This is a genomic window from uncultured Methanobrevibacter sp., assembly GCF_937898925.1.
In the GTDB taxonomy this organism is placed as follows: domain Archaea; phylum Methanobacteriota; class Methanobacteria; order Methanobacteriales; family Methanobacteriaceae; genus Methanobrevibacter.
This window is the reverse complement of sequence record NZ_CALDKF010000066.1, coordinates 1-11,810: the sequence shown is the minus strand read 5'-3', so window position 1 is coordinate 11,810 and position 11,810 is coordinate 1. Positions and strand designations below refer to the sequence as shown.

Here is an 11,810-nt window from a genome sequence, read left to right as displayed (position 1 = left end):
AATATAATTTAATATAATATAGATTTTTAAACGATTTGAAATCTATTTTAATGATACTAATTATTATAATTCAAAAAGATTAAGAGGAATTAAATGACTTATAAAGAAATTTCCAAAGAGTTTTTAGATAAGGCTAATGTTACCATTGGTGATACAATAAAGGTAACAAAGGAAGATATTTCCTATGAGGGAATATTGCTTGACAGATCTGAAGATGCAAAAGACGCTTATATTGTAATAAAACTTGACAGCGGATATAATGTTGGAGTAAACATGGAATCTGCAACAATTGAACTTATTGAAAAGGGAGACAAGCCAAAGATAGGTTTTGAAGGAGATAAAATAGAAAAAGACCCTAACAAACAAAACATCTCCATCATATCCACTGGTGGTACAGTATCCTCCATTATCGATTACAAGACTGGAGCTGTACACCCTAAATTCACTGCAGAAGACTTACTTAGAGCAAATCCTGAATTATTGGATCTTGCTAATTATGATGTTAAAGCATTATATAACATTTTATCTGAAAACATGCAGCCTGAATATTGGGTAAAGGCGGCAGAGTCCATTGCTGATGACATCAATAATGGTGCTGATGGAATAGTGATTGCTCATGGTACAGACACTATGCATTACACCTCAGCTGCATTGAGCTTTATGATCAAGACACCTGTTCCTATTGTAATTACAGGTGCACAAAGAAGCTCAGACAGACCTTCAACAGATGCATTCCTTAACATTTACAACTCCTGTGGTGCTGCATTGTCAGACATTGCAGAGGTTACAGTGTTGATGCATAATACCTTGAATGATGGTGACTGTGCACTTCATAAGGGAACTAAAGTGCGCAAGATGCACACAAGCAGAAGAGACACTTTCAGAAGCATTGACTCAGAACCAATAGCTCTTTTAAGAGATGGTAAAGTGAAATCAGTCAATCTACCATATACAAAACGTGGAGAAAATGAATTGGAATTGAATACAGCTATTGAAAGCAAGGTTGCTTTAATCAAATCATTCCCGGGAATCAAGTCTGACATAATTGATTATCACATTGACAAAGGATACAAAGGATTGCTTATAGAAGGAACCGGTCTCGGGCATGTTCCTGATTATATGGTTGATGCTCTTCAAAGAGCTAACGATGAAGGAATTCCAGTTGTAATGACTTCTCAATGCTTATACGGTACAATAAACATGAATGTTTACAGTACAGGAAGGCTATTGCAGGATGCTGGTGTAATTTCCGGTATGGATATGACTCCTGAAACCGCTTATGTGAAATTGGCTTGGGCTTTAGGACAGACTGAAGATGTAAATGAAGTTAAAGACATTATTCAAACCAATGTTGCTGGAGAATTGAATGAAAGTTCTTCACTTAAATATTTCTTGAATTAGGAGGGTAGAAAATGGCTAAAAACAAATCTAAAAAAGGAAACAAAGGAAACAAAAGCAATAAGTCTGAAACTCCTAAGATTGAAAGAAATTGGGAAGATCTTGGACTTATGATGGGTTTGGAAATTCACCAACAGTTGAATACAAAGCATAAGCTTTTCTGTCCATGTTCAACTGAACTTATTGATGATGAATTCGATGATGGTATCATAAGAAACTTAAGGCCAACTCAAAGTGAATTAGGTCAAATAGACAGAGCTGCATTGCAAGAATCCTTAAGGGATATGACCTTTAAGTATGAGTCATTCAACAATCACACTTGCCTTGTTGAAACTGATGATGAACCTCCACATGCATTGAATAGGGAAGCATTGGACATTTGTATTACAATAGCTTCACTTTTGAACATGAAAATGGTTGATGAATTCCATACAATGAGAAAACAGGTAATTGATGGCAGTAACACCGGTGGTTTCCAAAGAACCGGTCTTGCAGCAACTGATGGTTACTTAGACACTCCATATGGTAGAGTAGCTATTGAATCATTAGGGCTTGAAGAGGACGCAGCAAGAAGAATAGATTCAGATGATGAATTTACTGAATTCCGTCTTGACAGATTAGGAATTCCTCTTGCAGAAATCACTACAGATCCTTCAATGCACCATCCAGAGCAAATAAAGGAAGTTGCATATATGATGGGTCAGGTATTGAGAAGCACTAATGTAAAAAGGGGAATCGGTACAATCCGTCAGGATGTAAACATCTCCATTACAAGAGGTGCAAGAGTTGAAATCAAAGGTGTGCAAGACCTTGATTTAATGCCTGAAATTGTGGAAAGAGAGGTTCAAAGACAATTGGCTCTTGCAGACATTAAAGATGAACTCATTAAAAGAAATGCCAGTGTTGAAGATACCATTTATGACCTTGATGAAGTATTTAAAGACACTTCCTCAAAAATATTGTCCTCTGCAAAATGCATTAAGGGTATTATCTTAAGAGGATTTGATGGTCTTATCGGTAAAGAGATTCAGCCTGGAAGAAGATTCGGTACTGAATTGTCCAGCTATGCTAAGAAAATGGGTGTTTCAGGACTTTTCCACACAGATGAATTGCCTGCATATGGTATCGGTGCTGAAGAAGTGGATGCTATGAAAGAGTTCTTGAAAATAGGTCCTCAAGATGCAATCATCATTGTAGCTCACGATGAGGATGTTACAGTTAATGCATTGAATGAGGTCATAAGAAGAGCAAACATGGCATTTGATGGTGTAGTTGAAGAGACAAGAAAGGCATTGGATGATGGAAACACTGAATACATGAGACCACTTCCAACTGCAAACAGAATGTATCTTGAAACTGACATTCCATTGTTCCAAATCACTAATGATATGGTTGAACCTATTAAAAACAACCTTCCGGAACTTCCTGATGAGAAGAAGGAAAGAATCAAGAAAGAGTACAAGCTAAGTGAAGATTTAGCTAGCCAAATCGTTAGAAGATTGCTTGGAGACACTTTTGAATCATTATTAAGCAAGGTTAAAGTGGATCCAACAACTGTTGCTTCTGTCCTTGTTTCAGATTTAAGGGATTTAAGAAGAGAGGGCATAGATGTTTCAATCTTCGATGAAGATAAATTGGTTGAAGTCTTCTCACTTCTTGAGGAAGGAAAAATCTCTAAGGATGCTATTAAGGACTTGATGGTTGCAGTTAGCAAAAAACCAGATGCTGATGTAGCAGATATTGCTGAAGAAGCAAATTTAACTCTTTTAAGTGAAGATGCAGTTAGAGACATTATCCATGAGATCGCTACCCAAAACGAATCCATGATTAAGGAACGTCAAATGGGTGCTATGGGTCCTTTAATGGGAATGAGCATGAAAAAGCTTAAAGGAAAAGCAGATGGTAGTTTAGTGAATAAGATTGTAAGAGAAGAGATTCAAAATTTAATGAATTAATCTTCTTTTTATTACTTTTTTATTCTTTTTTTACTTTTTTTATTCTTTTTTACTTATTTTTTAATTTTACAATTTTCCTCTTAATTTATCTATTTTTACTTATTTTTTAATTCTAAAAATTAATTTAATATTCATTTAAAATTCTATTGAATTCATTCAAGTCTATTTTTTCATTTTCTCTTTCATTTAAGTCGATTGTTAAGTCATCATCATTAAAAATGATTTTTTTACCTTTATACTTATCCAAATTACTTAAAAAATCATTTACTCTATCTATAAGTTTTATTATTTCCTCTTGATTGTTTGGATGAGCTATTTCTAAAATTGGGATGTTCTTGTTTTTCATAATGTTTATTACAAGTCTGTGTTCATTGATGCATCCTGTTCCACCAAATAGAATCAATTCATTCAACACGTCATACATAGGCTTATAATCCTTTGGCCTATGGCCTAAGATAATGGCAGCTTCAGCATCTTGTATAATAACGTCCATTAAGGATAATCTTCCTCTGACTCCTGAGGGCACTTCATTGGTTGTATATTTATTTCCAATTAATATCCTTTCACCATATAATGTGAATGGAGCTCTGCTTCTGTCTAATTTATCATCAGGGTCTTCATTCTCATTATTATTGTATTTAGAAAAATTGGTAGGTGATATATACTCATGCCCATTCTTTTCAATTAGGGGAATGATGATCATTGCTGCATCAGGTATTACTGCCACTTTCATATTTTTAGCTCAATATATTCTTTCTTACTTTTCAATTTCATCAAATTAAAATCCATTTTTCTATTACTGATTTTGTATATCCATATTATTATTTTCATATTAAAATATATAAATAAGTAAGGATAATTGTTAATTAAGAAAACAATTTTATATTTTACTTTTAATTGATTAATAGATGAATCTTATAAATTATTAAACGATTTAAGTATTTTTTAGACAAGTCTTATTGGTGTAATTATGGAAGATTATGATATTATAATCATTGGAGCAGGTCCTGCTGGATTGACTGCAGGAATGTATGCTGGAAGACAAAACTCAAAAACTTTAGTCATTGACAAGGGAATGGCTGGTGGATTAGGATTGGAAGTTCCTATGATGCAAAACTATCCTGGTTTTGACATGATTGCTGGAATGGAACTCATTCAAAAGATGAAGGCACAAAGTGAGAAATACTGTGAAATTATGGAAAACACTGTAATCGATTCCATTGAAAAGGCAGAAGGAGGATTTAACTTAAAGACTAAGAATTCTCCATTGCTGATGACTAGCGATGATGCCGGTGAAAAGGAATTCTTCACTAAAACAATCATTTTTGCTACTGGATCAAGTCATAGGCATTTGAATGTTCCTGGTGAGGAAGAGTTCTTAGGCCGAGGAGTGGCATACTGTGCAACCTGTGATGGAATGTTCTTCATTGGAAGAGATGTTCTTATGGTAGGTGGAGGAAACAGTGCTGCTCAAGAGGCATTATACCTTAATAATCTCGGATGCAATGTAAAATTGGTTCACAGAAGAGATGAGTTAAGATGTGAACACCACCTTCAAAATGCTTTAAAGGAAAATGGAATTGAAGTCCTTTGGAACTCCACCATTGAAGAGATTAAAGGGGATATGGCTGTTGAATCAGTTACCCTTTTAAGAGATGGGAAAAAAGAGGATTATAAAACAGATGCTGTGTTTGTAGCTATTGGTGATGATCCTTCCAATGAATTGGCTAAGGAATTGGGAGTAAATCTTGATGATGGCGGTTATATCATTACTGATAAGAATCAGGCAACTAATGTAGCAGGAGTTTATTCTGCTGGAGATATTACTGGTGGTGTAAAACAGTGGATTGTAGCTTGTGGAGAAGGCGCAGTTGCTGCCATTTCCGCTTATAATTATTTAAATCTTTAATCATTCTTTTTATTTTCTCATTTTTTTATTTTTTTAATTTTTTTATTATTATTTAATTATTTTTTAATTTATTTTTTATATTTAAATTTTTTAAAATTCTTTTTCATTCGTATTTTAACGAATTATTAATTTTATCCAAAAAAAAAATAAAATAAGATATTTAATTATTTAATCAAATACCTTATCTATTGCTTGAATCAATATTTTTGCTCTTTTATCAGTTTGAGATTTTTTCTCATAGCTCCAAGTCTCAAATACAAATGTAGGTGTTCCAGCCTTAATCAATGGCAAGTGAATGTAAGGAGGACTTGTTTGAGTTGGAGGAGACCAATATAGCATCTTAGAGTTTTTCTCAATAGATTTAATTATTTTAATGGTCTTTTTAGCCAATTTCATTGAAGGAGCATGTTGATTCTTTGGAACATGTATAAAGTAAGTTTGCTTATAGGTTATTCCAGAAGTTGAATGGATGTCAGCCACCAAATCAAAGTTTTGCTTTTTAGCATGAGGAACTATATAATTCTTCGCAAGCTTTTGACCTCTCATTCTTAAGGTGGAATATGATCCTTTCTTATTGGTCAAGACGATTCTATAAACATAATACTTATAATTCATTACCACCTTATTTTTTATGATTTTATAAAGTGAATCGTGAATTTGATGTTCCATTGAATGCAATCCTACAACATAAGCTATTTTTACTTTAGAGCTTCTGTTTCCAATAGCTCCAATGAAATATACCTTTCCATAGCTGGTTTTTCCTATAAGCTTGCTTGTAAGCACATTAACTTTAGTGTTTTTGCTTACAGGCATGTAATTTCCTTTTCCAGCATACTTGATGGTAACGCTATAAATGTTTGATTTTAAACTGATTTTCAATTTAGCTAAACCGTTCTTTTTGGTTATTCTTGTATAGGTTTTCCCATTGATAGTTATTTTAAGGGTTTGATTAGCTATTGCCTTTCCATCAGCTGTTTTTAAGTAAACATTCAAGCAATTGCCTTTAAAGATACCATATTGAGCAATTGTCATTTTAGTATAGATTGGCTTTGCAATAACCCTTAAATTCAAAGTTTTTGATGAAGACGCGTATTTGTCATCTCCTTCAAAATTCAAGTTAACATTATATGTTTTAGCTGCATTTGTTATATTGAATTTAGCTATTCCATTGCTGTTGGTTATTGCAGAAAGGGTCTTTCCGTTTATGGTAAGTGTAACTTTCTGATTTGAAATAGCATTTTTAGAACTGTCTTTCAAATAAACATTTAAAAAATTGTTCTTTATGACATAATCTACAGAGCTTAAGGATGTTTTTTCCAAAATCACTTCTTGAGGTTCATCCACTATTGGATCAGTTGGATCTGTTACTTCAGGTGCTGAATCTGTTACTTCAGGTGTTGGGTTTGTATTGTCTCCAGTGACCTCTGTATCATCAAGGGTTGTCTCTGTTGAGCATCCTTCTGGGTCATCTGTGATAACCTCATTCACTCCAGAGTCATCACTTAAAATTTGATTTGAAAAAGCATCTGCGCTTTGATCTATTTCACTTGCAGATATTATGCCTATGTTAATTATAAAAAGAAAAATCAAGATAGCGCAAAAATATCTGAACATTTTTTTATTCATTAAATACCTCCTTTTGGGAGTTTAAATAATTCTAATAAGTCTGATTTTAATTAACCTAATTTTAAAAATAATCATTAATCAAAAAATAAGAAAAAAATAAATGTAAAAATAAAATAACTAAAGATTCTAAAGTTAATATTCTTTTTCAGTAATGAATACATATAATACATAAGCTATTGCCAATACAACAAAGATAGGTAATAACCATGCAAACACTTTAATTAAAGCGGCTACAACTATGATAATTATTAAATAGGTTATTAATTCATCGATTTTCATAGTTCTTATTTATCTTTTAATAGTATTTAAATTTATTTAAGTTGTTTAATTTAAGTTTAAAAAAATAGTAAATCAATGTAGTAAATTTATATATTATATTAAATATATATTAAATTAATATAATATTATACTATAATAAGCATTTAATTTTTTAGCTTTTAAAGTAATATTATAGTAGGAATTTATTCGTAAAAAATGATTTTGAGAGATTATATGACAATTTTAGTTATTAATAACAAGGGACAATACAACCACAGAATCCAAAGAAGCTTGCAATATCTTAAGATTCCTTCTCAATTGGTTAGCAATCAACTATCCATTGAAGAGATTGAATCAAAAGATCCTATTGGCTTGATTTTAGGTGGAGGTCCTTCCATTGATGATGTGGGAAATGCTCCAGAATTCATCAAGCACTTTGATATTCCTATTCTTGGCATTTGTTTAGGTCATCAGTTAATAGCTAAAACCTTTGGTGGTGAAGTTTCAACTTCAGACACTGAAAGTTATGCTCAAGTAAAAATTAATCTTTTAGATACTTCCACTCTTTTTAAGGGTCTTGAATCTCCTCTTGATGTTTGGAGCTCTCATAAAGATGAAGTTCACACTCTTCCTGAAGAATTTGACATTATTGCAAGTTCCTCTCTTTGTGATATAGAGGCTATGAAACATAAGGAAAAAGAGATCTATGGAATCCAATTCCATCCAGAGGTTCATCACACTCCTAAAGGAGAATTCATCTTTAAGAATTTTTATGAGATTTGTCAGAATTATAAAAATGGATAAATTAAAAAGAAAAAGAGCTTATCATATTTATTTTTATTCAAATTTAAAAAAGGGTTGATAAAATGTTTGATAATTTAGATGACTTTAAGAAAAAAGCAATTGACAATAAAGCTAACTTAAAATTCAAAAACATCAGTATTCCTATTGGTGATGGCGAACAAGATTTCAGAATCACTGGTATTGGTGAAAAAGCTATTAAAATTGAAAAATATGTCAAATATGAAGATATCATGGATGCTGTAATGGATGGCAAAGACGAAGGTTTAGAAGCTATCATTATGGAATTTATCGAAGATTTTGAATAAATCTAAGAATTTTTTACATAATATTTCTCAAAATTTCAATTATTATTCATTGAAAGAAGCTTTATTGGAACAATAATTTTTAAATAATTTTTTAAGGTATTTTTATGTTAAACCCAAAAGAATTTATTGAAGATGCTACTCGTAAAATCAAAGAGGAAATTGGTGATGAAAAAACCATTATAGCATTATCCGGTGGAGTTGACAGTTCTGTCTGTTCAGTTCTTACCCAAGAGGCTATTGGTGACAATTTAACTGCAATATTCGTTAACCATGGATTGCTTAGAGAAGGAGAAGCAGAACAGGTTTGTGCAGTTTTCGAAGAAAGATTAAACTTCAAGTATGTTGATGCATCTGATGAATTTTTATCCGAACTTGAAGGTGTGGATGACCCTGAAGAGAAAAGGAAAATCATTGGAAGAGTATTCATTGAAGTCTTTGAAAGGGAAGCACAAGCAGTTGATGCTAAATACTTGGTTCAAGGTACCATTGCTCCTGATTGGATTGAAACTGAAGGAGAAATCAAGACTCACCACAACATGGCATTGCCAAGCGGTATGGTTTTAAAAGTAGTTGAACCTGTAAGAGACTTATATAAAGATGAAGTAAGAGAAGTCGGTACTGAATTAGGTCTTCCAGACAGCATTGTACAAAGACAACCTTTCCCAGGTCCAGGACTTGGTGTAAGGGTTGTTGGAGCTTTAACAAGAGATAATTTAGCTGTTTGTAGAGCTGCAGATGCTATCGTAAGAGAAGAAGTGGAAAAAGCTGGTTTGGATAAGGAATTATGGCAATATTTCGCTGTACTCACTGACACTAAGGTAACTGGTGTAAAAGGTGATGAAAGAGACTTCGGTTATCTCATTGTAATCAGATTGATCAGTTCAATTGACGCAATGACTGCAACCGTTCCTGAAATGCCTTGGGATGTAATCAGAACCATTTCCAGAAGAATCACTTCTGAAGTTTCTGAAGTTACCCATGTTGCTTTATCCATTAGTGATAAGCCACCAAGTACTATTGAATTCTGTTAATTATTCATTAATTAACTTAAAATTCTCTTATATAAATTCTCTTAAATTAAAGTTAAATTAGTTTTTAAAACTAATTTTAACTATTTTATTTTTCATCATACTCAATCAACTATCAACATCATTATTTTATTTAAGGTATTATCATGAGAACATCTAAAACTACTAAGAATGCTTATTTAGCCAAATTAACTGAGAATATACAGATGAGGTCAGTTGATGTTGGAAAGGATTTAGATGGAAGTACACCACCATCTGTTTTTATAGGTCGTTGGAGCTATCCTAAAGTGTATGCTGGACCAATGATGGTTCCTCAACTTGGAGATACATACATAATGGACTCTCCAGAGCAGTGGATAGGTGAAAATAAAACTCAAGAGGACATTATCGGATACAGATTGAACCTTGTCCGTGGAAAACAATTGATTGACATTAAGGATTTGGAGAATCCTTTTGTTGAAAAGCTTCAGGATATTTCCCTTGCATCAAAATCCATTGACAGCGAAGCCACTTTTGGATCAAGGCCAAGCGGTGCAATGTTCAGTGAAGAAAGCACACCTCATGGTCCAAGTGCTTTGATTGAAAAATTCGACATTGATGCAGTCAAATGGGATAAGCAGCTTGAAAAAAGCTTCTATGATACAGATTTAAAGGCTCGTGAAGCAGTGATGAATCTCCATAATAAGGATGTTCCATTTTCAGCAATGCAAAAGGCGTTTTCTGTTGGAGCATTCGGTCTTAAAAAGAATCGAAGATTGGTTCCAACAAGATGGTCAATTACAGCTTGTGACAGTACAATTGCTGACAACCTTTTGAAGGAAGTCAGACATTATGATATAATGGATTCATATAGGGTTTATGAATTTTCAAGCTTGAAAAATTATTATGCTATTATTTTAACACCTACAGAATGGCAATACGAATGGTTTGAAGCATTTATTAAAATACTTGGTAAAGAGGAAATGATTTTTTCAGATTATGAAACAAATACTGATAAAACTGAGTATTCCTGTGTAGGAGGATGTTATTACACTGCTAAAATGGCAGTATTGGATAAATTGGCTAAACTTAAGCTTCAATCTGGTGTCATTATACTTAGGGAAGCTTATTCAGGTTATGTGCCATTAGGTGTGTTTAATGTTAGAGAGAATATTAAATATGCAATGAATGGTGAGTACAAGGAGTTTGAATCACTAAAGGACTCTCTTGTTTACTGTGGAACAAAATTAAAGATTCCAATCAGCAAATATGTAAAGCAAAGCAATTTGCTAAATGAATTATTGCATTCAAAGCAGACAACATTGGATTCCTTCTTCAAGAAATCTCCGGATTTGCAACAATAATAATATGCAATAATAAATTTATATAAAAATCATCATTTAAATGAAATGAATTTAGGTAAAAATATGAATCTCCAATTTAAAAAACCATCAAAGGAAACTCAAATGGCCATGTCTAAGGTGGCAAGTGGTGAGGATAATCAGGATTATCATAGTTTGGCTGAAGAGAAGTTAGCCAGTATCACTAATCATAGATATGCTAAATTGGTCAATAGTGGAAATTCCGCCATTCTTGCTGCAATGAATTCCATTGATGGAGCTATTTTAATTCCAGATCAAGGAGCATGGAATGGCTTTAAGCAAATAGCTAATTTCTTAAATAAGGATTTAATCACTGTAAAGACTAATAAAGGATTAATTGATTTAGATGAACTCAATGAATCTATTATTTTATCATCAGAAGAATATATCATTGATTTAGATGATGAAAACAATAAATCTGCTCTATTTTTGACAAGCTTTGCAGCTTATACTGCTGAGCAGGATATGAAGGCAATTTGTGATTTTGCCCATAAGAACAATATTCTTGTTGTGGAAGATGCATCAGGAGCTATTGGGGATTATGAGAACAGATTGGCAAATGGAAATTATTCAGACATCATCATTGGGTCTACAGGCTCTCCAAAAATAGTCAATGTTGAAGATGGTGGATTCATAACAGCAAATAATGATGGATTTTTTGAAAAGTCAAGGCTTCTTTTGAAAACAAATAAGGCAAGCAATATAACTGCCTGTGGAATCTATAATGAATTGGATTTCGCTAAAGATAACCTTAAAAAGACTGTTGATGCATGCTTATACCTTAAGGAAGCTATTGAAGAAAAAACAAGTTTCAATGTTTTCCACAAGGATAAAAGGGGAATAAATGTTATCATAGAAATAGATGATCCTAAATCATTATCCTATAAATTACGCCAGGAATTTGTTTTAGACAGCCATGGAATGATTACCAAATGTCCTAATTACAATAGATTAAAAGAAAAGGCAGTTGCCTTGGAAATCAAGAATTTGGATATTGGATGTTTAAGTCAAGATAATTTGGATGAAATCATCAAGGCTTTAAAGTGTTTTGATGATTAATAAAAATAGATTTTTTTTTTAAATTGTTTTGACAATTAATTAAAAATAGCTTTTTTTAATACTTTTTAATACTTTTTAATACTTTTTAATACTTTTTAATACTTTTT

General features: G+C 32.5%; 11 protein-coding genes. 8 read left to right on the top strand and 3 right to left on the bottom strand.

The genetic code is table 11. The annotated features are described in order from the left end of the window. Positions 1-93: 93 nt before the first annotated feature. Both gatD and gatE read left to right on the top strand, forming a co-directional pair. Positions 94-1,401: a Glu-tRNA(Gln) amidotransferase subunit GatD gene (gatD, locus tag Q0409_RS05285; protein WP_298535833.1), complete on the top strand. Its 1,308-nt coding sequence runs from the start codon at positions 94-96 to the stop codon at positions 1,399-1,401. An 11-nt stretch (positions 1,402-1,412) separates the two neighbouring features. After that, on the top strand, positions 1,413-3,353 hold the full coding sequence (gatE, locus tag Q0409_RS05280) for a Glu-tRNA(Gln) amidotransferase subunit GatE (RefSeq protein ID WP_298535831.1): 1,941 nt from the start codon (positions 1,413-1,415) through the stop codon (positions 3,351-3,353). A 124-nt stretch (positions 3,354-3,477) separates the two neighbouring features. On the opposite strand, the gene Q0409_RS05275 is transcribed toward gatE, so the two are convergent. Further along, complete coding sequence (locus Q0409_RS05275; protein ID WP_298535830.1) at positions 3,478-4,086, bottom strand: DUF2112 family protein; 609 nt, start codon at positions 4,084-4,086, stop codon at positions 3,478-3,480. Between the two features lie 237 nt (positions 4,087-4,323). On the opposite strand from Q0409_RS05275, the gene Q0409_RS05270 reads away from it, so the two are divergent. Next, positions 4,324-5,262 carry an NAD(P)/FAD-dependent oxidoreductase gene (locus Q0409_RS05270; RefSeq protein ID WP_298535829.1) on the top strand — a complete coding sequence of 313 codons (939 nt, stop codon included), beginning with the start codon at positions 4,324-4,326 and terminating at the stop codon, positions 5,260-5,262. A 168-nt stretch (positions 5,263-5,430) separates the two neighbouring features. On the opposite strand, the gene Q0409_RS05265 is transcribed toward Q0409_RS05270, so the two are convergent. Both Q0409_RS05265 and Q0409_RS05260 read right to left on the bottom strand, forming a co-directional pair. Continuing rightward, positions 5,431-6,888, bottom strand: a complete 1,458-nt coding sequence (locus Q0409_RS05265; RefSeq protein ID WP_298535828.1) for an Ig-like domain-containing protein — start codon at positions 6,886-6,888, stop codon at positions 5,431-5,433. 132 nt (positions 6,889-7,020) lie between these two features. Then, positions 7,021-7,167, bottom strand: coding sequence for a hypothetical protein (locus Q0409_RS05260; protein WP_298535826.1), 147 nt, complete (start codon positions 7,165-7,167; stop codon positions 7,021-7,023). 213 nt (positions 7,168-7,380) lie between these two features. Between Q0409_RS05260 and Q0409_RS05255 the strand changes: the two genes are divergently transcribed. From Q0409_RS05255 to Q0409_RS05235, 5 genes are all read left to right on the top strand, one after another. Next, positions 7,381-7,950 (top strand): GMP synthase subunit A, encoded by a 570-nt coding sequence (locus Q0409_RS05255; RefSeq protein WP_298535824.1) that lies wholly within the window; start codon positions 7,381-7,383, stop codon positions 7,948-7,950. A 62-nt stretch (positions 7,951-8,012) separates the two neighbouring features. Next, positions 8,013-8,255, top strand: a complete 243-nt coding sequence (locus tag Q0409_RS05250; protein ID WP_298535822.1) for a hypothetical protein — start codon at positions 8,013-8,015, stop codon at positions 8,253-8,255. A gap of 104 nt (positions 8,256-8,359) precedes the next feature. Then, entirely contained in the window at positions 8,360-9,286 is a 927-nt protein-coding gene (guaA, locus tag Q0409_RS05245) for a glutamine-hydrolyzing GMP synthase (RefSeq protein ID WP_298535820.1), read from the top strand. 143 nt (positions 9,287-9,429) lie between these two features. Further along, complete coding sequence (locus Q0409_RS05240; protein WP_298535819.1) at positions 9,430-10,626, top strand: Nre family DNA repair protein; 1,197 nt, start codon at positions 9,430-9,432, stop codon at positions 10,624-10,626. 63 nt (positions 10,627-10,689) lie between these two features. After that, positions 10,690-11,703, top strand: a complete 1,014-nt coding sequence (locus Q0409_RS05235; RefSeq protein WP_298535817.1) for a DegT/DnrJ/EryC1/StrS family aminotransferase — start codon at positions 10,690-10,692, stop codon at positions 11,701-11,703. Positions 11,704-11,810 lie beyond the last annotated feature (107 nt).